The sequence below is a fragment of the Streptococcus mitis genome, assembly GCF_946188615.1.
In the GTDB taxonomy this organism is placed as follows: Bacteria; Bacillota; Bacilli; order Lactobacillales; family Streptococcaceae; genus Streptococcus; species Streptococcus mitis_BZ.
Genome location: NZ_CAMHVK010000007.1, coordinates 62,781 through 86,795, shown reverse-complemented (window position 1 = coordinate 86,795; position 24,015 = coordinate 62,781). Strand labels below are relative to the sequence as shown.

General features: G+C 40.4%; 24 protein-coding genes, 1 tRNA gene and 2 pseudogenes. 23 read left to right on the top strand and 4 right to left on the bottom strand.

Translation table 11 applies throughout. The features are described 5' to 3' along the window. Positions 1 to 17: 17 nt before the first annotated feature. Together endA and OCF95_RS08070 are read left to right on the top strand one after the other, a co-directional pair. Complete coding sequence (endA, locus tag OCF95_RS08075) at positions 18 to 842, top strand: DNA-entry nuclease EndA (RefSeq protein WP_261105213.1); 825 nt, start codon at positions 18 to 20, stop codon at positions 840 to 842. A 267-nt stretch (positions 843 to 1,109) separates the two neighbouring features. Continuing rightward, positions 1,110 to 2,441, top strand: coding sequence for a hemolysin family protein (locus tag OCF95_RS08070; RefSeq protein ID WP_261105211.1), 1,332 nt, complete (start codon positions 1,110 to 1,112; stop codon positions 2,439 to 2,441). A gap of 196 nt (positions 2,442 to 2,637) precedes the next feature. Here OCF95_RS08070 and OCF95_RS08065 read toward each other — a convergent pair. Beyond that, a tRNA-Cys gene (locus OCF95_RS08065) sits at positions 2,638 to 2,708 on the bottom strand. 161 nt (positions 2,709 to 2,869) lie between these two features. On the opposite strand from OCF95_RS08065, the gene OCF95_RS08060 reads away from it, so the two are divergent. From OCF95_RS08060 to OCF95_RS08040, 5 genes are all read left to right on the top strand, one after another. Beyond that, positions 2,870 to 4,858, top strand: a complete 1,989-nt coding sequence (locus tag OCF95_RS08060) for a peptide ABC transporter substrate-binding protein (protein ID WP_049486662.1) — start codon at positions 2,870 to 2,872, stop codon at positions 4,856 to 4,858. Positions 4,859 to 4,924: 66 nt separating this feature from the next. Continuing rightward, complete coding sequence (locus OCF95_RS08055) at positions 4,925 to 6,421, top strand: ABC transporter permease (RefSeq protein WP_049543732.1); 1,497 nt, start codon at positions 4,925 to 4,927, stop codon at positions 6,419 to 6,421. After that, a complete protein-coding gene (gene oppC / locus OCF95_RS08050; protein WP_049486660.1) occupies positions 6,421 to 7,347 on the top strand; it encodes an oligopeptide ABC transporter permease OppC in 927 nt (308 codons plus the stop codon). Before OCF95_RS08055 ends, oppC begins: the two co-directional genes overlap by 1 nt. Before the next feature lie 8 nt (positions 7,348 to 7,355). Then, positions 7,356 to 8,423, top strand: coding sequence for an ABC transporter ATP-binding protein (locus OCF95_RS08045; RefSeq protein ID WP_042900320.1), 1,068 nt, complete (start codon positions 7,356 to 7,358; stop codon positions 8,421 to 8,423). A gap of 10 nt (positions 8,424 to 8,433) precedes the next feature. Beyond that, the gene (locus OCF95_RS08040) at positions 8,434 to 9,360 is read left to right on the top strand and encodes an ATP-binding cassette domain-containing protein (protein WP_001291301.1); all 927 of its coding nucleotides are present in this window, start codon (positions 8,434 to 8,436) and stop codon (positions 9,358 to 9,360) included. A 414-nt stretch (positions 9,361 to 9,774) separates the two neighbouring features. Here the strand turns inward: OCF95_RS08040 and OCF95_RS08035 are convergent, their stop codons facing one another. Both OCF95_RS08035 and OCF95_RS08030 read right to left on the bottom strand, forming a co-directional pair. Next, entirely contained in the window at positions 9,775 to 10,653 is an 879-nt protein-coding gene (locus OCF95_RS08035; protein ID WP_261105209.1) for a LysR family transcriptional regulator, read from the bottom strand. Between the two features lie 127 nt (positions 10,654 to 10,780). After that, positions 10,781 to 11,131, bottom strand: coding sequence for a helix-turn-helix domain-containing protein (locus OCF95_RS08030; protein WP_000208711.1), 351 nt, complete (start codon positions 11,129 to 11,131; stop codon positions 10,781 to 10,783). A 272-nt stretch (positions 11,132 to 11,403) separates the two neighbouring features. Here OCF95_RS08030 and OCF95_RS08025 point away from each other — a divergent pair, with 272 nt between their 5' ends. The 16 genes and pseudogenes from OCF95_RS08025 to yidD all read left to right on the top strand — a co-directional run bounded on the left by OCF95_RS08025 (position 11,404) and on the right by yidD (position 22,918). Beyond that, positions 11,404 to 13,029: a malolactic enzyme gene (locus OCF95_RS08025; protein ID WP_261105208.1), complete on the top strand. Its 1,626-nt coding sequence runs from the start codon at positions 11,404 to 11,406 to the stop codon at positions 13,027 to 13,029. Between the two features lie 201 nt (positions 13,030 to 13,230). Further along, a pseudogene (locus OCF95_RS08020) lies at positions 13,231 to 13,350 on the top strand (IS630 family transposase); the annotation flags it as partial. Positions 13,351 to 13,741: 391 nt separating this feature from the next. Beyond that, positions 13,742 to 14,719: an ABC transporter substrate-binding protein gene (locus OCF95_RS08015; RefSeq protein ID WP_049531722.1), complete on the top strand. Its 978-nt coding sequence runs from the start codon at positions 13,742 to 13,744 to the stop codon at positions 14,717 to 14,719. Positions 14,720 to 14,730: 11 nt separating this feature from the next. Further along, positions 14,731 to 15,624, top strand: a complete 894-nt coding sequence (locus tag OCF95_RS08010) for an ABC transporter permease (protein ID WP_261105206.1) — start codon at positions 14,731 to 14,733, stop codon at positions 15,622 to 15,624. 12 nt (positions 15,625 to 15,636) lie between these two features. Continuing rightward, the gene (locus OCF95_RS08005; RefSeq protein WP_000157661.1) at positions 15,637 to 16,440 is read left to right on the top strand and encodes an ABC transporter ATP-binding protein; all 804 of its coding nucleotides are present in this window, start codon (positions 15,637 to 15,639) and stop codon (positions 16,438 to 16,440) included. Positions 16,441 to 16,454: 14 nt separating this feature from the next. Then, a pseudogene (locus tag OCF95_RS08000) lies at positions 16,455 to 16,610 on the top strand (alpha-glucosidase C-terminal domain-containing protein); the annotation flags it as partial. A gap of 141 nt (positions 16,611 to 16,751) precedes the next feature. Next, positions 16,752 to 17,000 (top strand): YneF family protein, encoded by a 249-nt coding sequence (locus OCF95_RS07995; protein WP_000364990.1) that lies wholly within the window; start codon positions 16,752 to 16,754, stop codon positions 16,998 to 17,000. Between the two features lie 202 nt (positions 17,001 to 17,202). Beyond that, positions 17,203 to 17,997 (top strand): glutamate racemase, encoded by a 795-nt coding sequence (racE, locus tag OCF95_RS07990; protein ID WP_033684754.1) that lies wholly within the window; start codon positions 17,203 to 17,205, stop codon positions 17,995 to 17,997. Beyond that, the gene (locus OCF95_RS07985; protein WP_045605565.1) at positions 17,994 to 18,965 is read left to right on the top strand and encodes a nucleoside-triphosphate diphosphatase; all 972 of its coding nucleotides are present in this window, start codon (positions 17,994 to 17,996) and stop codon (positions 18,963 to 18,965) included. Before racE ends, OCF95_RS07985 begins: the two co-directional genes overlap by 4 nt. Next, entirely contained in the window at positions 18,941 to 19,462 is a 522-nt protein-coding gene (locus OCF95_RS07980; RefSeq protein WP_261105204.1) for a metallophosphoesterase, read from the top strand. Before OCF95_RS07985 ends, OCF95_RS07980 begins: the two co-directional genes overlap by 25 nt. Beyond that, the gene (gene cbpB, locus OCF95_RS07975) at positions 19,459 to 19,920 is read left to right on the top strand and encodes a cyclic-di-AMP-binding protein CbpB (protein ID WP_004260968.1); all 462 of its coding nucleotides are present in this window, start codon (positions 19,459 to 19,461) and stop codon (positions 19,918 to 19,920) included. Before OCF95_RS07980 ends, cbpB begins: the two co-directional genes overlap by 4 nt. Continuing rightward, positions 19,917 to 20,651 (top strand): site-specific tyrosine recombinase XerD, encoded by a 735-nt coding sequence (gene xerD / locus OCF95_RS07970; RefSeq protein ID WP_315899057.1) that lies wholly within the window; start codon positions 19,917 to 19,919, stop codon positions 20,649 to 20,651. Before cbpB ends, xerD begins: the two co-directional genes overlap by 4 nt. After that, complete coding sequence (locus tag OCF95_RS07965; protein WP_020903099.1) at positions 20,651 to 21,379, top strand: segregation/condensation protein A; 729 nt, start codon at positions 20,651 to 20,653, stop codon at positions 21,377 to 21,379. Before xerD ends, OCF95_RS07965 begins: the two co-directional genes overlap by 1 nt. A gap of 18 nt (positions 21,380 to 21,397) precedes the next feature. Beyond that, complete coding sequence (scpB, locus tag OCF95_RS07960) at positions 21,398 to 21,967, top strand: SMC-Scp complex subunit ScpB (protein ID WP_070526553.1); 570 nt, start codon at positions 21,398 to 21,400, stop codon at positions 21,965 to 21,967. Continuing rightward, positions 21,954 to 22,676, top strand: coding sequence for a pseudouridine synthase (locus OCF95_RS07955; RefSeq protein ID WP_001222228.1), 723 nt, complete (start codon positions 21,954 to 21,956; stop codon positions 22,674 to 22,676). The genes scpB and OCF95_RS07955 overlap by 14 nt, the downstream gene beginning before the upstream one ends. Next, on the top strand, positions 22,676 to 22,918 hold the full coding sequence (yidD, locus tag OCF95_RS07950) for a membrane protein insertion efficiency factor YidD (RefSeq protein WP_084927008.1): 243 nt from the start codon (positions 22,676 to 22,678) through the stop codon (positions 22,916 to 22,918). The genes OCF95_RS07955 and yidD overlap by 1 nt, the downstream gene beginning before the upstream one ends. A gap of 110 nt (positions 22,919 to 23,028) precedes the next feature. On the opposite strand, the gene OCF95_RS07945 is transcribed toward yidD, so the two are convergent. Next, positions 23,029 to 23,994 (bottom strand): siderophore ABC transporter substrate-binding protein, encoded by a 966-nt coding sequence (locus tag OCF95_RS07945; RefSeq protein WP_238096240.1) that lies wholly within the window; start codon positions 23,992 to 23,994, stop codon positions 23,029 to 23,031. Positions 23,995 to 24,015: the final 21 nt, after the last annotated feature.

Below are 24,015 nucleotides of genomic sequence, written 5' to 3'. Positions count from 1 at the left end.
TAGAGATAAGGAGAAATATGAACAAAAAAACAAGACAGACACTAATCGGATTGCTGGTATTATTACTTTTATCTGCCGGTAGCTATTATATCAAGCAGATGCAGTCGACAGCTAATACTCCTAAAACTAAGGTGAGTCAGAAAAAACAAGCGTCTGAAGCTCCTAGTCAAGAATTGGCAGAAAGTGTCTTAACAGATGTAGTCAAGAGTCAAATAAAAGGGAGTCTGGAGTGGAATGGATCAGGTGCTTTTATCGTCAATGGTAATAAAACAAACCTAGATGCCAAGGTTTCAAGTAAACCTTACGCCGATAATAAAACAAAGACAGTGGGCAAGGAAACCGTGCCAACTGTAGCCAATGCTCTCTTGTCTAAGGCAACCCGACAGTACAAGAATCGTGAAGAAACGGGGAATGGTTCGACTTCATGGACTCCTCCAGGATGGCATCAGGTTAAGAATCTAAAGGGGACTTATACCCATGCGGTCGATAGAGGTCATTTGTTAGGCTATGCCTTGATCGGTGGCTTGGATGGTTTTGATGCCTCGACAAGCAATCCTAAAAACATTGCTGTTCAAACAGCCTGGGCAAATCAGGCGCAAGCCGAGGATTCGACTGGTCAAAACTACTATGAAAGTATGGTACGTAAGGCCTTGGATAAAAACAAGCGTGTCCGTTACCGTGTAACCCTTTACTACGCTTCGAATGAGGATTTAGTTCCTTCAGCTTCACAGATTGAAGCCAAGTCTTCAGACGGAGAATTGGAATTTAATGTTCTAGTTCCCAATGTTCAAAAAGGGCTTCAACTGGATTACCGAACTGGAGAAGTGACTGTTACTCAGTAAAATACAAAATAAACTCCTATGTCACTTGTGGATATAGGAGTTCTTTCTTACTAGTTTAAGCAGGGCTACAATAGACACTGATACTCAATGAAAATCAAAGTGCAAACTAGAAAGCTAGCCGCAGGTTGCTTAAAGCACAGCTTTGAGGTTGCAGATGAAGCTGACGTGGTTTAAAGAGATTTTCGAAGAGTATGAGAAAAAATAATATGTATTGGACTATATTTTGTGATATAATAGAGGGTAAGATACTATTTTAGGAGAAGAACTATGGAAGACCCAAGTAGTCAGAATTTGTTGCTACAATTTGTTTTATTGTTTATCTTGACGGTATTAAATGCCTTTTTCTCAGCTACAGAAATGGCCATGGTGTCACTAAACCGTGCGCGAGTTGAACAAAAGGCAGAAGAAGGAGATAGACGCTATATCCGTCTGCTGAAGGTACTAGAAAATCCTAACCACTTTTTATCAACTATTCAAGTAGGAATTACCCTGATTACGATCTTATCAGGGGCGAGTTTGGCAGACACTCTGGGACGAGAAATTGCATCTTGGCTTGGAAATGGTGAAACATCTTATGCCGTTGCAAGTTTTCTGTCTTTAGCATTTTTGACTTATATTTCCATCGTTTTTGGGGAATTGTATCCTAAGAGAATCGCTCTTAATCTAAAGGATGCCTTAGCGATTCGTACAGCGCCAGTTATTATTGGATTGGGGAAACTAGTTAGTCCCTTTGTTTGGCTCTTATCTGCATCTACCAATCTCTTGAGTCGCTTGACTCCTATGACCTTTGACGATGCTGACGAAAAAATGACCCGTGATGAAATTGAGTACATGCTGACAAATAGTGAAGAAACACTAGATGCTGACGAAATTGAAATGTTACAAGGGATTTTTTCACTGGACGAATTAATGGCCAGAGAAGTTATGGTTCCTCGAACAGATGCCTTTATGGTCGATATTCAGGATGATAGTCAAACCATCATCCAAAGTATTTTAAAACAAAATTATTCTCGTATCCCTGTCTATGATGGGGATAAGGACAATGTGATTGGGATCATTCACACCAAGAGTCTCCTTAAGGCGGGCTTTGTGGACGGTTTTGACAATATTGTTTGGAAGAAAATCTTACAAGATCCACTTTTTGTTCCTGAAACTATTTTTGTGGATGACTTATTAAAAGAACTGCGCAATACTCAAAGACAAATGGCAATCTTACTGGATGAATACGGTGGGATGGCTGGTTTGGTGACCCTGGAAGACCTCTTAGAGGAAATCGTTGGGGAAATCGATGACGAAACAGATAAAGCGGCAATAGATGTTCATCAAATCGGTGAGGATACTTACATTGTTCAAGGTACCATGAATCTCAATGATTTTAATGACTACTTTGATGTTGAACTGGAAAGTGATGACGTTGATACCATCGCTGGTTACTATTTGACAGGGGTTGGGACCATTCCAACGACTGAGAAACTCAGTTATGAATTAGTCAGCCAAAACAAACAGCTTATCCTTACCAATGATAAAGTGAAAAATGGACGCGTTACCAAGGTAAAAGTCCAAATTACCGAAGTTGAAATAGAAGAAGAAACAGAGTAAACTAGAGGCTTTTGTCACCAGGCGTGACAAAGCTTTTTTCAGTTGATTTCAAAAGGAAATTGTGTCCTCGAAAAACTCAGCCCCAAACTTGCCTCAAAAGTTTTTTAAAGTTATACGTATTTATTCAAGGAAAAAGAAAAAAGCCCTTTAAATTGGGCTTTCTGTTTAAATGAAACCTGATAAATCAAGTTAAAGAAGGCGGTAGACGGATTTGAACCGACGATCAAGCTTTTGCAGAGCCGTGCCTTACCACTTGGCTATACCGCCTTAACGTTTATTATTATACCTTGAAAATGATTTTCAGTCAATAGCTTTTTCAGATTTTTTGTATCAATAAGCCTAAATATTCTGAAAATTCGTTTACTTTTCTTGAAATCTATGATATAATTGATGATAACCTATACTTTATTTATAAGAGGAGTAAATAAATGAAAAAAAGTCAAGTGCTTGCTGTAGCGGGAGCTACCTTATTAGCGTCAGGAGTTCTAGCTGCGTGTTCAAACACTAGTTCGAATAATGCTAAACTAGCAAAAGATTACCAATATGTTTATCAAACAGATCCAGAAACCTTGGATTATATCGTCAGCAATATCGATTCAACATCATTCGTCACAACAAATGCTGTAGATGGTTTGTTGGCTAATGATAAATATGGTAACTTGGTTCCTTCTATTGCTGAATCATGGACAGTTTCAAAAGATGGTTTGACTTATACCTATAAAATCCGTAAGGATGCTAAATGGGTTACAGCAGAGGGAGAAGAATACGCTCCTGTAACTGCTAAAGACTTCGTTACTGGTTTGAAACATGCCGTAGATGGAAAATCAAAAGGACTTTCAATCGTTAGCTCTTCTATTAAGGGATTAGAACCCTATATCAAGGGTGAAACAAGCGATTTTTCAACCGTTGGAGTAAAAGCGCTTGATGATCAAACACTAGAATATACCTTGAACCAGCCAGAAACTTTCTGGAATGACAAGACCACTAGTGGTGTTTTGATGCCGGTTAATGAAGAATTCTTAACTTCAAAAGGGGAAGGTTTTGGTGCCCCAACCGATGCTAACTCTATTCTTTATAACGGTCCATTTGTCTTAAAATCTGTAACTCCAAAATCATCTATCGAGATGGCTAAAAATGATGCTTACTGGGACAAAGAAAATGTAAAAATTGAGAACGTTAAGTTCACTTTCTGGGATGGTAAGGACCAAGATGTCATTGCCAAAGGTTTTGCTGATGGTCAATATAGCAAGGCTCGTATCTTCCCTACAAGTTCTACATATGAAAAATATGCAGCTGACTTTAAAGATAACATTTACTTTAATGAACCAGGAGCGGGTGTTGCAACTGTCAGCTTGAACTATGGCCGTACAACCTATAACCACACTGCCAAAACAAGTGATGCCCAAAAGACATCTACTCAGAAAGCATTGCTAAACAAGGAATTCCGTCAAGCCTTGAACTTTGCTGTCGATCGCAATTCTTATTCAGCTCAAACAAATGGTACTGATGGAGCTGCAGTAGCCATCCGTAATACATTTGCACCTTATAATCTTCAAGTTGGTAAGAAAACATTTGGTGAATTGGTACAAGATAGCTTGGCTAAGACAAATTCTTCTACTTGGTCAAACGTGTCTCTAGCAGATTCTCAAAATGGCCTTTACAATGAAGAAAAAGCTAAAGAAATCTTTGCTAAAGCAAAATCAAGCCTACAAGCTGAAGGTGTTGAATTCCCAATCCACTTGGATGCCTTGGTTATCCAAGAATCAACAGCGGTTGTAAACCGTGTTCAATCATTGAAACAATCAATTGAAAAAGTATTGGGTTCAGATAATGTTGTTGTAGACTTACAACAAATGACTCAAGCAGAAGCTTTACCAATTTCATTTAGCGCTCCAACAGCTAAAGAGCAAGACTGGGATATCCATACCTTGCTAGGATGGAACCCTGACTATCAAGATCCTTCTACTTTCTTGGATCAATTCGTCCTTAAGGGAGGAAGCACTCGTCTTTACCTTGGTATTGACCAAAACACAGATGCATCAGTAGTAAGCAAACTTGGTTTAGCTGACTATGGAAAATTACTTGATGACGCAAACAGCGAAAACCAAGATGTTCAAAAACGTTATGAAAAATACGCGGTGGCACAAGCTTGGTTGACTGATAATGCTTTGACAATTCCAGTAATGGCTTCTCCTAAAGAAACAGCCGTTTCATATGTTTCAAAAGTTCTACCATTTAGCTCTTCATATTCAGTAGCCGGCCTTAAAGGTGAAAATTCAGGATACTTGAAGTACACTGAAGTTGGTGAAAAAGCAATCACCAAAGAAGAGTATGAAAAAGCTCGTGAAAAATGGTTGAAAGAAAAGACTGAGTCAAACGAGAAAGCTCAAAAAGAATTGGCAAGTCATGTGAAGTAAATAATTTTCAATAGAACTTTCTCTCCATGAGGAGAAGGTTCTTTTGGGATTTTTAAAGGAAATGATATGAAAAAATATATTTTTATGCGTGTTTTGCGGTCATTGGTTTCTATCTTCTTAGTAACAACCTTGACTTACACGATCATCTATACAATGGTTCCTCGAAAATTGATTTTCAAACAGGATACCAACTATAATAAGATTGCGACAACTGCTGATAAACGTGATAACTATGAGAATACTGTTTATGAGCGTATGGGCTATATCGAGTACTACGATACCAAAGAGTTGCAAGAAAAAGCTAGCCAGATGGATGCTTCTGTAACAGTTGAAGCCAATGACACCAACAAGGCTATCTATGAAAAATACATCAAACAAATCGGTCATGGTTGGACCCTGGGAGAATTTACTGAAAGTGGCCAATTCTACGCTACTCGTGAAATCCCGATTTTTGAACGTGTTTTTCACTTCTATGCTAACTTGATTGACATTGATCATACTAATAAAATTCAAGACCCTGAAAATCCAGACTTGAAACGTTACCTTCGTTTTGAAAATGATCCAGCTATCGGATGGTCCTTGGTTGGTTCAGGAACTAAACACAAATATCTCTTGTACTTCAACAGTCAGTTCCCATTTGTGCATCAAAACTTTGTGAACATTAATTTAGGTGACTCTTATCCAACCTATGCTAATAGCCCTGTTTTACAGGTTATTACTCAGGGTCAAGGGCAAACAAAAACATCTCAAGTTCAGTTCCCAACAGGTAAGAAAACTTCTTCTGTAAATATTTACTCAAGAACCTACAAGTCTCCTAGTCAGGCTGATTCACGTGAAGTAGCTAACTATGGGAAAGATGACCCATATACTGCTACTGAAAGCAACTACCAATATCCTTCTATGATTGCTAGCTCTGCAATCGTTGGATTGATCGGTTTGGTGATTTCTTATGCGATTGCCGTGCCACTTGGTTCAGCTATGGCTCGCTTCAAGAACACTTGGATTGATAGCTTCTCAACAGGGGCTTTGACCTTCTTGATGGCTCTTCCAACCATTGCTTTGGTTTACATTGTTCGTTTGATTGGATCATCAATTGGTCTTCCAGATTCATTCCCTATCTTGGGTGCTGGAGATTGGCGTTCGTATGTTTTACCAGCAGTTATCCTTGGTTTATTGGGTGCTCCTGGTACCGCTATTTGGATTCGTCGTTACATGATTGACTTGCAATCACAGGATTTTGTTCGTTTTGCTCGTGCAAAAGGTTTGTCTGAAAAAGAAATTTCAAACAAACACATCTTTAAAAATGCCATGGTTCCGCTGGTTTCAGGGATTCCTGGTGCTGTTATCGGGGTTATCGGTGGTGCAACCCTTACTGAAACAGTCTTCGCCTTCCCAGGTATGGGTAAAATGTTGATTGACTCTGTAAAAGCATCTAATAACTCTATGGTCGTAGGTCTTGTCTTCATCTTTACATGTATTTCTATCTTCTCACTTCTTTTGGGAGATATTTGGATGACTATTATTGACCCACGTATTAAATTGACTGAGAAAGGAGGCAAATAATGTCTACAATCGATAAAGAAAAATTTCAGTTTGTAAAACGTGACGATTTTGCCTCTGAAGCCATTGATGCGCCAGCTTATTCATACTGGGGTTCAGTGTTTAGACAATTTATGAAGAAGAAATCAACTGTAGTCATGTTGGGAATCTTGGTAGCTATCATTTTGATGAGTTTCATCTACCCAATGTTTTCTAAGTTTGATTTCAATGATGTCAGCAAAGTGAACGATTTTAGTGCTCGTTATATTAAGCCAAATGCTGAGCATTGGTTCGGTACTGACAGTAACGGTAAATCGCTCTTTGACGGTGTTTGGTTCGGAGCTCGTAACTCTATCCTCATTTCTGTGATTGCGACAGTGATTAACTTGGTTATCGGTGTCTTTGTCGGTGGTATTTGGGGAATTTCGAAATCAGTAGACCGTGTGATGATGGAAGTTTATAACGTCATCTCAAACATCCCATCTCTTTTGATTGTCATTGTCTTGACTTACTCAATCGGAGCTGGATTCTGGAATCTGATTTTTGCAATGAGTGTAACAACATGGATTGGGATTGCCTACTCAATTCGTATCCAAATCATGCGTTACCGTGACTTAGAGTACAACCTTGCTTCACGCACACTCGGAACTCCAACATACAAAATTGTCATTAAAAATATCATGCCACAATTGGTATCTGTTATTGTTACGACTACATCACAAATGCTTCCAGCATTTATCTCCTATGAAGCCTTTCTGTCATTCTTTGGACTTGGATTGCCTATTACAGTACCAAGTTTAGGTCGATTGATTTCAGATTATTCACAGAACGTAACAACAAATGCATACCTCTTCTGGATTCCATTGACAACTTTGGTCTTGGTATCCTTGTCACTTTTCGTAGTTGGTCAAAACCTAGCGGATGCTAGTGATCCACGTACACATAGATAGGAGTAGAAATGACAAAAGAAAAAAATGTAATTTTGACTGCTCGCGATATTGTCGTGGAATTTGACGTTCGTGACAAAGTATTGACAGCCATTCGCGGCGTTTCCCTTGAACTAGTTGAAGGAGAAGTATTAGCCTTGGTAGGTGAGTCAGGATCAGGGAAATCTGTTTTGACAAAGACTTTCACAGGTATGCTTGAAGAAAATGGTCGCATTGCCCAAGGAAGTATTGACTACCGTGGTCAGGACTTGACAGCCTTGTCTTCTCACAAGGATTGGGAACAAATTCGTGGTGCTAAGATTGCGACTATCTTCCAAGATCCAATGACTAGTTTGGACCCAATTAAAACAATTGGTAGTCAGATTACAGAAGTTATTGTAAAACACCAAGGCAAAACAGCTAAAGAAGCGAAAGAATTGGCGATTGACTACATGAATAAGGTTGGGATTCCAGATGCAGATAGACGTTTTGATGAATACCCATTCCAATATTCTGGAGGGATGCGTCAACGTATCGTTATTGCTATTGCCCTTGCCTGCCGACCTGATGTCTTGATCTGTGATGAGCCAACAACTGCCTTGGATGTAACCATCCAAGCACAGATTATTGATTTGCTAAAATCTTTACAAAACGAGTACCATTTCACAACAATCTTTATCACCCATGACCTTGGTGTGGTAGCAAGTATTGCGGATAAGGTAGCAGTTATGTATGCGGGAGAAATCGTTGAGTATGGAACTGTTGAGGAAGTCTTCTATGACCCTCGCCATCCATATACATGGAGTCTCTTGTCTAGCTTGCCTCAGCTTGCTGATGATAAAGGGGAACTTTACTCAATCCCAGGAACACCTCCGTCACTTTATACTGACCTGAAAGGGGATGCCTTTGCCTTGCGTTCTGACTATGCAATGCAGATTGACTTTGAACAAAAAGCTCCTCAATTCTCAGTATCAGAGACACATTGGGCTAAAACTTGGCTACTTCATGAGGATGCTCCAAAAGTAGAAAAACCAGCTGTGATTGCAAATCTTCACGATAAGATCCGTGATAAAATGGGATTTGCCCATCTGGCTGACTAGGAGGAAGGAAATGTCTGAAAAATTAGTAGAAATCAAAGATTTAGAAATTTCCTTCGGTGAAGGAAGTAAGAAGTTTGTCGCGGTTAAAAATGCTAACTTCTTTATCAACAAGGGAGAAACTTTCTCGCTTGTAGGTGAGTCAGGTAGTGGGAAAACAACTATTGGTCGTGCTATCATCGGTCTCAATGATACAAGTAATGGAGATATCATTTTTGAAGGTCAAAAGATTAATGGTAAGAAATCGCGTGAACAAGCTGCAGAATTGATTCGTCGTATCCAGATGATTTTTCAAGACCCTGCCGCAAGTTTGAATGAACGTGCGACTGTTGATTATATTATTTCAGAAGGTCTTTACAATCATCATCTGTTCAAGGATGAAGAAGAACGTAAAGAGAAAGTTAAAAATATTATTCGTGAAGTGGGGCTTCTTGCTGAGCACTTGACTCGTTACCCTCATGAGTTTTCAGGTGGTCAACGTCAACGTATCGGTATCGCCCGTGCCTTGGTCATGCAACCAGACTTTGTTATTGCAGATGAGCCAATTTCGGCCTTGGACGTTTCTGTACGTGCCCAAGTCTTGAACTTGCTCAAAAAATTCCAAAAAGAACTTGGTTTGACTTATCTCTTTATCGCCCATGACTTGTCGGTTGTTCGCTTTATTTCAGATCGTATCGCGGTTATTTACAAGGGTGTTATTGTAGAGGTTGCAGAAACAGAAGAATTGTTTAACAATCCAATTCACCCATATACTCAAGCCTTACTTTCAGCGGTACCAATCCCAGACCCAATCTTGGAACGTAAGAAGGTCTTGAAGGTTTACGACCCAAGTCAACACGACTATGAGACTGATAAGCCATCTATGGTAGAAATCCGTCCAGGTCACTATGTTTGGGCTAACCAAGCCGAATTGGCACGTTATCAAAAAGGACTAAACTAATAATGGTTTTATAATTTCCATGTCAACTTTTATGGAAATTATAAACCTTTTTTGTTGGACTGATTTGAAAAACTTTTGAAAGCATTCTGAAAGAATTTTCGAAAGAAATAGAATTCTTAGAAAACCATTGAATTATAGTGAGATGAAATAAAATCTGAACAACTCGATTCGGAAAGTCAAATTAATTTCTAGAAAAGGTTTAGAAGTCGCGGCGTATTACTCTAGCTTCAATCTACTGTATTCTAATACTCTTCGAAAATCTCTTCAAACCACGTCAGCTCTATCTGCCACCTCAAAACAGTGTTTTGAGCAACCTGAGGTTAGCTTCCTAGTTTGCTTTTTGATTTTCATTGAGTCTAATATCTACAATGTAAAAAACTCTAGCTATCAGTTCATTGATAGTTAGAGTTTTTTCTATTCATATGATTTAAGGAGATTAAATAAGGCTTCTACTTCTGATGACGGTGTAGCTGATTTAAGGTAGGCGTAATAAACTGTAAAAGTTATCTTATCCTTCGGTATAAGCGGAATTTTTATTAAATCATCATCTTCCTCAGAAAGTGCGATATCAGCTAGTAAACTAAGGCCAATCCCTTTCTTTAAAAGTTCTTTAAGGATGGCAATGTCATCAGTCTTAAAGAATATTTCTGCCTTGTTTTGATACTTTTGATTAAGCGTTTCAAAAGCTTTCAGGTGAACAAAGTGTTCGTCTAAGAGTATAAAGGATTGATCTGCTAATTCTTCAAAAGCGAGGGAAGGAGCAGTGGCAAAAGGATGGTTCTTAGATAAAACGACATACAGTTCTTTATGAAATAGCTCGTGTGACTCTATTGAAGGATAGTTGAGAGGTTCAATCAAACCGAGTAGGCTTGCATCAAGGTCTCCTTTGATAAGAAGGTTTAATAACTCCACGGAGCCACCGCGGATAGGGCGTATCTTTTTTAAAAAATCGAATTTATCTTTTTCGTTTAAGGCAGCAAAGAGATATTGAATGATAATAGGAGGGAATCCTACAGTAGAGTATTGTGCCAAGGAGCGATTAATTTCTTTGCGAGTAGAAATGACCTCAGGTAAAATCAGTTCTGTATGCTTTAGAAGGATTTGTCCTTGAGGAGTTAGCTTGAAGGAACGATGCGAGGGGTCATGGTGAATCAATTTGCAGTTAAAGTATTCCTCTAAGCGCTTGATAGCATAAGAAATAGATGGTTGGCTGACTTTATGTTGTTTTGCTACTTCCGTATAGGATTGAAGCTGGCAGAGGTCATAAAAATATTGTAGATCTTTTAAATTCATATGGGTTCACTTTCATTAGTTGGAGAAGGAAAATAAGTGGAAAACAGCAGATAAATAATTTTTATCCGTATCCTACAATTTGACTATACGAGTATTCACCAGTTAAAATGTAAGTGAGTCAGGGATCTCAAAGATTATCTAAGATACTCTCAAAAATGACCAACATTTTTTCTCGTTTATCAATAGGGAGCTGTTTAATCTTCATGTTGATTCTTTTGAGTGAAAGATTGTCACTCTTATCAGAGGTTGATTCAAGGCTATCAAAATTGAAAAATTCCTCTGGGGTTATTTCTAGGGCGTCAATCACTTTTTCAAGACTGTGAATGGTCAGATTCACATTTTGGTTTTCAAGTTGATTGATATACTTAAGCCCGAGTCCTGCTTGTTCCGAAAGTTCTTCCTGGCTCATTTTATTCTGTGTTCGAAAATATTTCACTTTTTGGGAAATATATTGTTGTAAATAGTTTTTAGTTGTCATATAAATAGAATACAAGTTTTATATGACAAAAAACACCTTAAAAAATACAAAGTATTACATAACATACCTATATGATATTTATTTTAATTAGGATTGTCAATTTGTATGATTGGTTTATTTTACTCGAAACTTTTAGTAAAGAGAGATCATCGAGAGTTTGATGAGTTCAGAAATTTATAACATATGCGTATACAATTGTATTATTTAAACAACAACGTTTTACGAACAATTCGTTTCATGTGGTATAATATAAATAAAAAGGAGCTTGCACTATGACTTCACATGATATTTTAAACAATCCTTTCCTCAATAAAGGTACTGCCTTTACCTTAGAGGAGCGAAAGGAACTAGGCCTTATTGGTTTACTGCCACCGTATGTTCAAACGATTGAAGAACAAGCGGCGCAAACTTATGCACAAATGCAAACAAAAGCCAATGATTTGGAAAAACGTCTTTTCCTAATGGAAATTTTTAATACCAACAGGACTCTTTTCTATTACCTTTTTTCTCAACATTTGGAAGAATTCAATCCAATTGTATATGATCCAACCATTGCAGATACCATTGAAGGCTATAGTGATCTTTTTGTAGATCCCCAATATGCGGGATATCTTGATATCAATCATCCTGAAAATATTGAAGCTACTTTGAAAAACGCTGCCGGGGGTCGCGAGATTCGTCTCATTGTTGTAACAGATGCAGAAGGAATCCTTGGAATTGGCGACTGGGGAACAAATGGTGTCGATATTTCTGTTGGGAAATTGATGGTCTATACGGGTGCTGCTGGAATCGATCCTTCGATGGTCCTTCCTTTAGTCATTGATGCAGGGACTAACCGTGAAGAACTTCGTAACAATTCTAATTACTTAGGAAATCGTCACGAAAGGGTCCGCGGAGATCGTTACTACGACTTCATTGACCAATTTGTTCAAACAGCAGAACGTCTCTTTCCTAAACTCTACCTTCACTGGGAAGACTTCGGCCGCTTGAATGCTGCCAATATTCTTGAAAAATACCGGAAACAAATTCCGACCTTTAATGATGATATTCAAGGTACAGGAATCGTTACCTTGGGTGGTATCTTCGGTTCGCTGGATATTAGTGGTGAAAAATTAACAGATCAAGTTTATCTCTGCTATGGTGGTGGTACTGCGGGTGCAGGAATTGCCTCTCGTGTTCTTCGTGAAATGGTAAGTGAAGGTCTTTCTGAAGAAGAAGCTTATAAACGTTTCTTTATGGTTGATAAACAAGGTCTTCTCTTTGATGACATGGATGACTTGACACCAGAGCAAAAACCATTTGCTAAGAAACGTGCTGACTTTAGTAACGCAGATAAGTTGACTGACCTGCTTGAAGTAGTGAAGACTGTGAAGCCAACCATTCTTGTAGGAACTTCAACTCAGCCTAATACCTTCACTAAAGAAATAGTAGAAGCTATGTGTGAAAACACAGAACATCCAATGATCTTCCCTTTGTCAAACCCAACTAAATTGGCAGAAGCTAGTGCCAAAGATTTGATTGAATGGTCAGATGGTAAAGCTTTTGTCGCAACAGGAATTCCTGCTGATACGGTTTCTTATAAAGGTGTAGACTATGTGATTGGTCAAGCAAATAATGCCCTGATTTACCCAGGTCTTGGTCTAGGTATGCTGGCTTCTGAAGCAAGTCTTTTGACTGATGAAATGATTGGAGCAGCGGCGCATTCATTGAGTGGTATTGTCAATCCAGGCCAACCAGGAGCTCCTGTCTTGCCACCATTCAAGTATGTAGCAGATGTTTCTATTAAAGTAGCAGAAGCAGTCGCTAAAAAAGCACAAGAGCAAGATCTTGCACGCGCTAAGGAAACAGATATGGCCAAAGCAGTTCGTGATTTGAAGTGGTATCCAGAGTATAAATAATTCATTTCTGTTGCCTATCCTCGGGATACTTGGCTTGTTTTGGATATGTTAGCAATCTACAGAGTTGATAACCGAAAAGTAAAGAGATTGTCGTATTGACTATTGGTTTTAAACAGTATAAAATAACTGTCGATTTTTGTCCGACTGCTAATAGTCAGTTTAATACTATACTAAAATCAAAACGCATTATATAATAGTGATATGAAATCAACCAAAGAAGAAATACAAGCCATCAAAACACTTTTAAAAGACTCTAGTACAACTAAATACCATAAAAGTCTTCAAATCGTTCTATTTTGTCTAATGGGCAAATTTTTGAAATTATCCTAAAAGAATTGAAAGAATTATGAAAGAATTTTCGAAAAATTTTAAAAAATTCTGAAATATTCTTGACAGGTGATGAAAAAGGTGGTAAGATAAGAAACATCAAAAAAGAAAGCAGAAAAAGAAATGAATAAGAAACAAGCTGTAACGATGAATCAAAACTTTTACTTTAGCTACTTTAGATAGTGTTTGTAGACATGTCACCATGGATGCAAACAGTTCAAGCAATTTGTTTGTATCTATGTGGCTAAGATTTTTGATTGTGGTCCATATAGATGAATATCTAAATGGACTAGCTAAGTTGTAACTTGTTAGATTATTTCAAGCATCCGTTTAGATAGTATCTAGGCGGTTTTTTGTTTTATCTTTTCTGAGAAGGAGTTTCATTATGAAAGTTGTTCGAAAATTACTAGCACCCCTCTTGGTAGTGGGTATTCTCTTGACCTCTCTGATCAGTTTGCATCAGTTGAAGGCAGATAAGAAAAAAGATGTATTTCGTATCGGTATTTCACAATTTATTACCCACCAGTCTCTAGACGCTACTAGAGAAGGTTTTGTGGATGAGCTGGCCAAGCAAGGCTATATTGAGGGGAAAAATATCGAGATTGATTTGCAAAATGCACAGGGAGAACAAAGAAATCTAAAAACGATTTCCCAGCAACTAGCAGAATCTAGTGATGTCGTTCTAGCCATCGCAACGCCTTCTGCTCAGAGCTTGGCTAATACAACACAAACGACACCGGTTATCTTTTCAGCTGTAACAGATCCTGTCAGTGCCAAGTTGGTTGAGTCAAGAGAACATCCGGGGGGAAATGTAACTGGAACAAGTGATCAGTCATCAGATGCTATCTCAACCCAAATCAATTTGATAAAGAAAGTGTTGCCAAAAGCTAAAACAATTGGAATCCTCTATACTCAGAGCGAGCCAAACTCAGTTGTCCAAAAGGATGAAGCTAAGCGACTTCTGGAAGAAAAAGGCTTTACCGTTGTTGAAAAAACAATCTTGGACAGTAACAATGTCAAGGCGGCAGCAGAGAGTTTGATGGCAGAAGTGGATATGGTTTTTGTACCAACGGACAATATCATTTCGTCAACCATGGAAACAGTTAAGCAGGTTTCTATTAAACACAAGGTTCCAGTATTCGGTGGTTCAACAGAAATGATTGCGGTTGGTGGATTGTATAACTACGGTACCAATTATGAAGAATTGGGACGGCAGACAGCCCGCATGTTGATTCGTGTTTTAAAAGGTGAGAAGCCAGAAAATATAGCAGTTGAGTTGCCTGAAAAACTGGAATTGCATACCAATAAAGAAATGGCAGATGCATTGGGAATTGATATTAGTAAGTTAGAAAGCAAGGAATAGGGAGGTTTAAGATGAGTTTTGTATTATCTAGTTTATCAGAAGGTTTGCTATGGTCGATTATGGCTATTGGGGTCTACTTGACTTTCCGTATTTTGGATATTGCGGATATGACTGCTGAAGGCGCCTTTCCACTGGGGGCGGCTGTCGTCGTATCTCAGATACAGGCAGGGACAAATCCTTGGATTGCGACCGTACTTGCTTTGCTGGCAGGTATGGTAGCAGGTCTAGTATCAGGAATGCTCCATACCAAGATGAAAATTCCAGCTCTCTTGACAGGGATTGTGACCTTGACAGGGCTTTATTCAATCAATATTAAAATCATGGGAAGTGTGCCCAATCTTTCCTTGGGAGATTCTTCAACTGTCTTTAAACAATTGGCGAGCTTGGGGCTGACAAATGAAGAAGCTGTTTTCTCATTCAGTTTGGCCTGTCTCTTACTTGTTTGTTTGGTCTTGACTCTTTTGATGAAAACGGAGATTGGCTTGGTCTTGCGTTCGACTGGGGACAATATTCCGATGAGTGAGTCCAATGGGGTCAATGTAGACACCATGAAGATTGTTGGTTACATGATTTCAAACGGTTTAATTGCCCTGTGTGGTTCCTTATTTGCTCAGAATGATGGATTTTCAGATGTGACTTCTGGGACAGGAACCATCGTTGTTGGTTTGAGTGCCGTGATTATTGCGGAAGTACTGATACATGATTTGACCATTGGAGGCCGCTTGTTATCTATCGGGATCGGTGCTATTGTTTACCGTTTGATTATTTTAAATATCTATGAAATTCCAAATCTAGATCAAAACCTGGTTCGTCTCTTTAATGCAATCTTACTCGCCTTGGTTTTATTTGCACCAGAATTGCAAAAGCGATTAAAGATTCGTGGTTTGAAACTGAGAAATGAATAGGAGGAAAAAGTTATGGCAAGTTTATTAACACTTGAAAATATTCACAAGACATTTGAAGCAGGGACGGTCAATGAGAACCATGTCCTCAAAGGATTAGATTTAGAAGTTGAAGAGGGAGATTTTATCTCTGTGATTGGTGGAAATGGCGCAGGGAAATCCACTTTGATGAATATCTTGGCTGGCAATCTATCGGTAGACGAAGGGGACCTTTTATTGGCAGGGAAATCCATTAAAAATCTGAGTGTCAGAAAGAGAGCCAAGGATATCGCCCGTGTTTTTCAAGATCCTAAGATGGGAACAGCTTCGCGTTTGACGATTGAGGAGAATATGGCTATTGCCTTGAGACGTGGGCAAAAGAGAGGGCTTGGTTGGGGCGTGAAGGAGAAGGATAGAATCCAGTTCCAAGAAGCCTTGAAGGAGTTGAATATTGGCCTTGAAAACCGCTTAAAAGTAGATACTCAATATCTCTCAGGAGGACAAAGACAGGCCTTGACCCTAGTCATGGCAGCTCTGGTGAAACCTAAACTTTTGCTTTTGGATGAACATACTGCGGCACTTGACCCGAAAACGAGTCAAATGGTGATGGATTTGACGCAAAAAATTGTGGAACATCATCAGTTGACGACTTTGATGATTACCCACGATATGAACCATGCGATTGAGTACGGAAATCGTCTCATTATGCTCTATCAAGGCAAGATAGTGGTGGATGTCAAGGGAGAAGAGAAGAAGCATCTGACAGTTGAAGATCTCATGCATCTCTTCCAAAAAAATAGTGGCCAAAGTCTAGTTAGTGATGAATTGGTTTTGGGATAAAGAAAAAGGCTGAGATGTGCCTCAATAATTTTTATGCCACAGAAGTGGAAATCGACTTATCAGTAGCCTACCAAAATGGACGAATTTTGATTTCAAACTATGAAGATGCAGAAGTGTCTGAAAAAATTCTACTCAAACCTTATCAAACACTGGCTATCCATGTAAATTAAACTCAGTAAGGAGCCCTCTTTTGCATAAAAGCAGGGTTCTTTTTGCTGTTTATTCCATCCCTGAAAGCGTAAAACAAACTAGTCAGGGTGGCTAGTTTGTGGTATAATGAAAGAGACTCAAAAAGAAACAGGAGAAATATAATGGATTTACTTTTAGCAATTGTATTGATTGTGCTAGCTTTTCTAGGAGGAGCTCTGGGAGGAATGTACTTGGTTCGTAAGCAAATTGAAAAAGAATTTGCTGACAACCCACGTTTGAATGCTGAAGCAGTTCGTACTCTTTTGAGTGCAAATGGTCAAAAACCAAGCGAAGCTAAGGTACAACAAGTTTACCACCAAATCATCCGCCAACAAAAAGCAGCTCTTGCTAACAATAAAAAGAAAAAATAAATAAGGAAAAGTCTGGGATGAAAGTTCCAGACTTCTCACTATGTTGGTTATGGTTTAGGAATGAGACTTTTTCCTTGCATTCTATTGATATTTGATTATGATTAAGAGAGATAGTTGTTGATTAGGCTGTCATTATTCAGTTCATAAGGAACGGTAATCATAATGAACTATCAATCAGAAAAAAGACTAGAAAGAAGACTGTATGGATAATCGACCAATTGGTTTTTTGGATTCGGGTGTCGGGGGCTTGACCGTTGTGCGCGAGCTCATGCGCCAGCTTCCCCATGAAGAAATCGTCTATATTGGAGATTCGGCGCGGGCGCCCTATGGTCCCCGTCCTGCTGAGCAAATTCGTGAATATACTTGGCAGTTGGTCAACTTTCTCTTGACCAAGGATGTCAAGATGATTGTCATTGCTTGTAACACTGCGACTGCGGTCGTCTGGGAAGAAATCAAGGCTCAACTAGACATTCCGGTCTTGGGTGTGATTTTGCCAGGAGCTTCAGCAGCCATCAAGTCCAGCCAAGGTGGGAAAATCGGAGTGATTGGAACGCCCATGACAGTACAATCTGACATTTATCGTCAGAAAATTAACGATCTGGATCCGGACTTACAGGTGGAGAGTTTGGCCTGTCCCAAGTTTGCTCCCTTGGTGGAGTCGGGTGCCCTGTCAACCAGTGTCACCAAGAAAGTGGTCTATGAAACCCTACGTCCCTTGGTTGGAAAGGTAGATAGCCTGATTTTGGGTTGTACCCATTATCCGCTTCTCAGACCTATTATTCAAAATGTTATGGGGCCCAAGGTTCAACTTATCGATAGTGGGGCAGAGTGCGTACGGGACATTTCAGTCTTACTTAATTATTTTGAAATCAATCGTGGTCGTGATGCCGGACCACTCCATCACCGTTTTTACACAACAGCCAGCAGCCAAAGTTTTGCACAAATTGGTGAAGAATGGCTGGAAAAAGAGATTCATGTGGAGCATGTAGAATTATGACAAATAAAATTTATGAATATAAGGATGGACAGGACTGGTATGTCGGGTCCTATGGTATTTTTGGTGGCGTCCGGACGTTGACGGATGATGACTTGGATTTTCCTCTATTGGAGTTTGCCCAAAGATTTCGAGATGAGGATCGAGGTTTTCCTGTTTCTGTTACTGTTTTACGCTATGGTTCTCTCTACCGTTTATTGTCTTTTGTGGTAGATATCCTCAACCAAGAAATGGGACGAAATGTGGAAGTCATCCAACGTCAAGGGGCTCTGCTATTGGTTGAAAATGGGCAACTCCTGCATGTAGAATTGCCTAAAGAAGGGGTCAATGTTCATGATTTCTTTGAGACAAGTAAGGTCAGAGAAACCTTATTGATTGCGACTCGTAACGAAGGCAAGACCAAGGAATTCCGAGCTATCTTTGACAAGCTAGGCTACGATGTGGAAAATCTCAATGACTATCCTGACTTGCCTGAAGTAGCAGAAACAGGCATGACCTTCGAAGAAAATGCCCGTCTCAAGGCAGAAACCATTTCCCAATTAACGGGCAAGATGGTTCTGGCAGATGATTCTGGACTCAAGGTCGATGTCCTTGGTGGCTTGCCAGGTGTCTGGTCAGCTCGTTTCGCAGGTGTGGGAGCTACTGACCGTGAAAACAATGCCAAACTCTTGCACGAACTGGCCATGGTCTTTGAACTCAAGGACCGCTCGGCTCAATTCCATACAACCCTAGTCGTAGCCAGCCCAAACAAGGAAAGTTTGGTTGTGGAAGCAGACTGGCCTGGCTACATTAACTTTGAACCTAAGGGTGAAAATGGATTTGGTTACGATCCTCTCTTCCTTGTAGGAGAGACAGGTAAGTCCTCAGCTGAATTAACCCTTGAAGAAAAAAATAGCCAATCTCACCGCGCCTTAGCCGTTAAGAAACTTTTGGAGGTATTTCCATCATGGCAAAGCAAACCATCATTGTAATGAGCGATTCCCATGGCGATAGCTTGATTGTGGAAGAAATCCGTGATCGCTATGTAGGCAAAGTTGATGCCGTTTTTCATAACGGCGATTCTGAACTGCGTCCTGATTCTCCCCTTTGGGAAGGCATCCGCGTTGTTAAAGGGAACATGGACTTTTACGCCGGCTACCCAGAACGTTTGGTGACTGAGCTTGGTTCGACCAAGATTATCCAAACCCATGGTCACTTGTTTGACATCAATTTCAACTTTCAAAAGTTGGACTACTGGGCTCAGGAAGAAGAGGCCGATATCTGTCTTTATGGTCACTTGCATGTGACAAGCGCTTGGATGGAAGGCAAGACCCTCTTTCTAAATCCAGGTTCCATCAGTCAACCACGTGGGAGCATCAGAGAATGTCTTTATGCTCGTGTGGAGATTGATGATAGTTATTTTAAAGTGGACTTTTTGACACGAGACCATGAGGTTTATCCGGGCTTGTCCAAGGAGTTTAGCCGATGATTGCCAAGGAGTTTGAGACTTTCTTGTTGGGGCAGGAGGAAACTTTTTTGACCCCTGCTGAAAATCTAGCCGTGTTGATTGATACCCACAATGCGGATCATGCGACCCTCTTGCTCAGTCAGATGACCTATACCCGTGTTCCTGTTGTGACAGATGAAAAACAGTTTGTTGGGACGATTGGGCTCAGAGATATTATGGCTTATCAGATGGAGCATGACTTGAGCCAAGAAATTATGGCGGATACGGATATTGTTCATATGACGAGAACGGACGTAGCGGTCGTCTCGCCTGATTTTACCATTACGGAGGTCTTGCACAAGCTGGTAGATGAGTCCTTCTTGCCGGTTGTGGATGCGTCTGGTATTTTCCAAGGAATTATCACGCGCAAGTCTATTCTCAAGGCAGTCAATGCCCTCTTGCATGACTTTAGTAAGGAATATGAGATTCGATGCAAATGAGAGACAGGATTTCAGCCTTTTTAGAGGAAAAGCAGGGTCTGTCTGCCAATTCCAAGCAGTCCTATAAGTATGATCTGGAACAATTTTTAGATTTGGTAGGCGAGCGAATTTCTGAGACCAGTCTCAAGATTTACCAAGCCCAGCTAGCCAATCTAAAAAACAGCGCCCAGAAGCGAAAGATTTCAGCCTGTAACCAATTTCTCTACTTTCTCTATCAAAAAGGAGAAGTGGATAGCTTTTATCGTTTGGAATTAGCCAAACAAGCTGAAAAGAAGACGGCAAAGCCAGAACTGTTAAACCTAGACTCTTTTTGGCAAGAAAGTGACTATTCAGAGGGTCGCTTGCTAGCTCTCTTAATCCTAGAAATGGGACTCTTGCCGAGTGAGATTTTAGCCCTCAAGGTTGCGGACGTCAATCTGGACTTTCAGGTGTTGCGAATCAAGAAGGCTTCCCAACAGAGGATTGTCACCATTCCTACAACCTTGCTTTCAGAGTTGGAACCTTTGATGGGCCAGACCTATATCTTTGAAAGGGGAGGGAAATCCTATTCTCGTCAGTGGGCCTTTCGCCAGCTAGAGTCCTTTGTCAAGGAGAAAGGTTTTCCAGCACTATCAGCCCAAGCCCTACGGGAACAGTTCATTCTAAGACAAATAGAAAAGAAGGTCGATTTGTACGAAATTGCAAAAAAATTAGGATTAAAAACAGTCCTGACCTTAGAAAAATATAGATAATGGATATTAAATTAAAAGATTTTGAAGGGCCCCTGGATCTTCTTTTGCACCTGGTTTCTAAGTACCAGATGGATATCTACGATGTGCCCATTACGGAAGTCATTGAACAGTATCTAGCCTATGTTTCAACCCTGCAGGCCATGCGTCTAGAAGTGACGGGCGAGTACATGGTTATGGCCAGCCAGCTCATGCTGATCAAGAGCCGCAAACTCCTTCCAAAGGTAGCAGAAGTGACCGACTTGGAGGACGATCTAGAGCAGGATCTTCTTTCCCAAATCGAAGAATACCGCAAGTTCAAGCTCTTGGGGGAGCACTTAGAAGCCAAGCACCAAGATCGGGCCCAGTATTATTCCAAAGCGCCGACAGAGTTGATTTACGAAGATGCGGAGCTTGTGCATGACAAGACGACCATTGACCTCTTTTTGGCTTTTTCAAATATCCTAGCCAAGAAAAAAGAGGAGTTTGCACAGAATCACACGACTATCTTGCGGGATGAGTATAAGATTGAGGACATGATGGTCATCGTAAAAGAGTCCTTGACTGGACGAGATCAATTGCGCTTGCAGGATTTGTTTAAGGAAGCCCAGAATCTCCAAGAGGTCATCACCCTCTTTTTGGCAACCCTAGAGTTAATCAAAACCCAGGAGCTGATTCTTGTGCAAGAGGAAAGTTTCGGAGATATTTATCTCATGGAAAAGAAGGAAGAAAGTCAAGTGGCCCAAAGCTAGACTTGATAGAGAGGAAAGATGAGTACTTTAGCAAAAATAGAAGCGCTCTTGTTTGTAGCGGGTGAAGATGGGATTAGAGTCCGCCAGTTAGCTGAACTCCTCTCTCTGCCACCGACAGGCATCCAACAGAGTTTAGAAAAATTAGTCCAGAAGTATGAAAGGGACCCAGATTCCAGTTTGGCCCTGATTGAGACAGGGGGCGCTTATAGATTGGTGACCAAGCCTCAGTTTTCAGAGATTTTGAAGGAATACTCTAAGGCACCTATCAACCAGAGTTTATCTCGGGCTGCCCTTGAGACCTTGTCCATCATTGCCTACAAACAGCCCATCACACGGATAGAGATTGATGCCATCCGTGGTGTCAACTCGAGTGGGGCCTTGGCAAAGTTGCAGGCCTTTGACTTGATACGAGAAGACGGGAAAAAAGAAGTGTTGGGTCGCCCCAACCTCTATGTGACTACAGATTATTTCCTAGATTACATGGGGATAAACCATTTAGAAGAATTACCAGTGATTGATGAGCTTGAGATTCAAGCCCGAGAAAGCCAATTATTTGGTGAAAGGATAGAAGAAGATGAGAATCAATAAGTATATTGCCCACGCAGGTGTGGCCAGTAGGAGAAAAGCAGAAGAGTTAATCAAGCAAGGCTTGGTGACGGTCAACGGCCAGGTGGTACGTGAACTCGCAACGACCATCAAGTCAGGAGACAAGGTCGAAGTAGAAGGTCAACCAATCTACAACGAAGAAAAGGTTTATTATCTGCTTAACAAACCACGAGGTGTTATTTCCAGTGTGACAGATGACAAGGGCCGTAAGACAGTTGTGGACCTCTTGCCCAACGTGAAAGAGCGCATCTACCCTGTAGGTCGTTTGGACTGGGATACATCAGGAGTCTTGATTTTGACCAATGATGGGGATTTTACGGATGAAATGATTCACCCTCGTAATGAGATTGATAAGGTTTATGTTGCGCGTGTTAAAGGTGTGGCCAATAAGGACAATCTTCGTCCCTTGACCCGTGGACTTGAGATTGATGGCAAGAAAACCAAGCCGGCTGTCTATGAGATTCTCAAAGTGGACCCAGTTAAAAACCGCTCTGTGGTACAGTTGACTATCCATGAAGGGCGTAACCACCAGGTTAAAAAGATGTTTGAAGCTGTCGGTCTTCAAGTGGACAAGTTGTCACGGACCCGTTTTGGACATCTAGACTTGACAGGACTCCGTCCAGGAGAATCCCGTCGTCTTAACAAAAAAGAAATCAGCCAACTACATACCATGGCTGTAACCAAGAAATAATGAAACGAATTTTAATAGCGCCTGTGCGCTTTTACCAACGTTTTATCTCGCCAGCCTTTCCACCTTCTTGTCGTTTTGAGCCTACTTGCTCAAACTATATGATTGAGGCTATTGAAAAACATGGCTTCAAGGGTGTTTTGATGGGCTTAGCTCGGATTTTACGTTGCCATCCCTGGTCGAAAACAGGTAAGGACCCCGTCCCAGACCATTTTTCACTCAAACGGAATCAAGAAGAAAAATGAGGCTGGGTAAAAGTATTTTAGTGAAATGATAAAAACGCATCCTATCAGGTTTGAGTGAGTCTGATAGGATGCGTTTTATCATGTAAAGATGTGATTGAGTTTAAAGTAGCTTATTTCAAGGTTTTTTGTGCGTCTTCAATCATAAGTTTGGTTGATTCAAGTCCGCCTCCGCTTAGATACCAGAGGTCTGGTGTTAGTTGGATAATCTTGCCATTTTTAGCAGCAGGAGTTTCAGCGATAAGGGCATTTTCTAGGACGCCGTCGTTGCTTGAGTTGTCCCCACCGATGGCAAGGGTACGGTTGATGACAAAGAGGATGTCAGGATTGATTTCTTTGACACTTTCAAAGCTGACTTCTTGTCCGTGGCGAGAGTCTTCAAATTGAGTATCTGTTGGCTTGAATTTCAAGGTTTGGTACAAGAAAGAGAAACGAGATTGGGCACCAAAGGCAGCCATTTTCCCTTCGTTGAGGAGGATGGCAAGGGCTTTTTTGTCAGAACTTTCATTTTTAGTAGCGACTTCTTGTATGCTCTTGTCTAGCTTGGCCAATTCTTCCTTGGCTTTCTGTGTACCAGTTTCACCAAAGGCGCTTGCTAGGGATTCGATATTAGTCTTGGTAGAAGTCCAGTAGTCATCTTTGCCTGCTTGGAAGAGAACAGTCGGAGCGATTTCGTTGAACTTATCTACGAATTTTTGGGTACGTGGTGAAGCGATAATTAGGTCTGGTTCAAGAGCAGCAAGGGCTTCTAGGTCTGGCTCAACCATAGAACCAACATTTTTAACTTTTCCAGCTAGGTCTTTTAGATAAGTCGGAACAGTTTTTGTAGGCATTCCGACGATATTCTTTTCAAAACCTAAAGCGCGAATAGTATCCGCAGCACCGAGGTCAAAGGTCACAATCTTTTCAGGGACTTTTGAAAGTGTGACTACACCTAGTGAACTTTTAATGGTTACCTCTGTTGGAGCAGAGCTACTTGACTCCGTCTTACTAGTGCTTGAGTTTGTACTACATGCACCAAGTAGGAGCAAGAAGCTGGCCGCTAGGGCAGTGAGATAAAATTTAAGGGATGTTTTCATAATTTCTCCTTTTTAAAATGT

Coding starts and splice junctions, on each gene's coding strand:
- OCF95_RS08045 (WP_042900320.1), top strand. CDS start 7,356: ATGACAAAAGAAAAAAATGTAATTTTGACTGCTCGCGATATTGTCGTG.
- OCF95_RS08040 (WP_001291301.1), top strand. CDS start 8,434: ATGTCTGAAAAATTAGTAGAAATCAAAGATTTAGAAATTTCCTTCGGT.
- OCF95_RS07995 (WP_000364990.1), top strand. CDS start 16,752: ATGGATTTACTTTTAGCAATTGTATTGATTGTGCTAGCTTTTCTAGGA.
- OCF95_RS08030 (WP_000208711.1), bottom strand. CDS start 11,131: ATGACAACTAAAAACTATTTACAACAATATATTTCCCAAAAAGTGAAA.
- OCF95_RS08010 (WP_261105206.1), top strand. CDS start 14,731: ATGAGTTTTGTATTATCTAGTTTATCAGAAGGTTTGCTATGGTCGATT.
- OCF95_RS07980 (WP_261105204.1), top strand. CDS start 18,941: ATGGCAAAGCAAACCATCATTGTAATGAGCGATTCCCATGGCGATAGC.
- OCF95_RS08015 (WP_049531722.1), top strand. CDS start 13,742: ATGAAAGTTGTTCGAAAATTACTAGCACCCCTCTTGGTAGTGGGTATT.
- OCF95_RS07955 (WP_001222228.1), top strand. CDS start 21,954: ATGAGAATCAATAAGTATATTGCCCACGCAGGTGTGGCCAGTAGGAGA.
- OCF95_RS08070 (WP_261105211.1), top strand. CDS start 1,110: ATGGAAGACCCAAGTAGTCAGAATTTGTTGCTACAATTTGTTTTATTG.
- yidD (WP_084927008.1), top strand. CDS start 22,676: ATGAAACGAATTTTAATAGCGCCTGTGCGCTTTTACCAACGTTTTATC.
- OCF95_RS07945 (WP_238096240.1), bottom strand. CDS start 23,994: ATGAAAACATCCCTTAAATTTTATCTCACTGCCCTAGCGGCCAGCTTC.
- OCF95_RS08005 (WP_000157661.1), top strand. CDS start 15,637: ATGGCAAGTTTATTAACACTTGAAAATATTCACAAGACATTTGAAGCA.
- OCF95_RS08025 (WP_261105208.1), top strand. CDS start 11,404: ATGACTTCACATGATATTTTAAACAATCCTTTCCTCAATAAAGGTACT.
- cbpB (WP_004260968.1), top strand. CDS start 19,459: ATGATTGCCAAGGAGTTTGAGACTTTCTTGTTGGGGCAGGAGGAAACT.
- xerD (WP_315899057.1), top strand. CDS start 19,917: ATGAGAGACAGGATTTCAGCCTTTTTAGAGGAAAAGCAGGGTCTGTCT.
- oppC (WP_049486660.1), top strand. CDS start 6,421: ATGTCTACAATCGATAAAGAAAAATTTCAGTTTGTAAAACGTGACGAT.
- OCF95_RS08060 (WP_049486662.1), top strand. CDS start 2,870: ATGAAAAAAAGTCAAGTGCTTGCTGTAGCGGGAGCTACCTTATTAGCG.
- scpB (WP_070526553.1), top strand. CDS start 21,398: ATGAGTACTTTAGCAAAAATAGAAGCGCTCTTGTTTGTAGCGGGTGAA.
- OCF95_RS07965 (WP_020903099.1), top strand. CDS start 20,651: ATGGATATTAAATTAAAAGATTTTGAAGGGCCCCTGGATCTTCTTTTG.
- racE (WP_033684754.1), top strand. CDS start 17,203: ATGGATAATCGACCAATTGGTTTTTTGGATTCGGGTGTCGGGGGCTTG.
- OCF95_RS07985 (WP_045605565.1), top strand. CDS start 17,994: ATGACAAATAAAATTTATGAATATAAGGATGGACAGGACTGGTATGTC.
- endA (WP_261105213.1), top strand. CDS start 18: ATGAACAAAAAAACAAGACAGACACTAATCGGATTGCTGGTATTATTA.
- OCF95_RS08055 (WP_049543732.1), top strand. CDS start 4,925: ATGAAAAAATATATTTTTATGCGTGTTTTGCGGTCATTGGTTTCTATC.
- OCF95_RS08035 (WP_261105209.1), bottom strand. CDS start 10,653: ATGAATTTAAAAGATCTACAATATTTTTATGACCTCTGCCAGCTTCAA.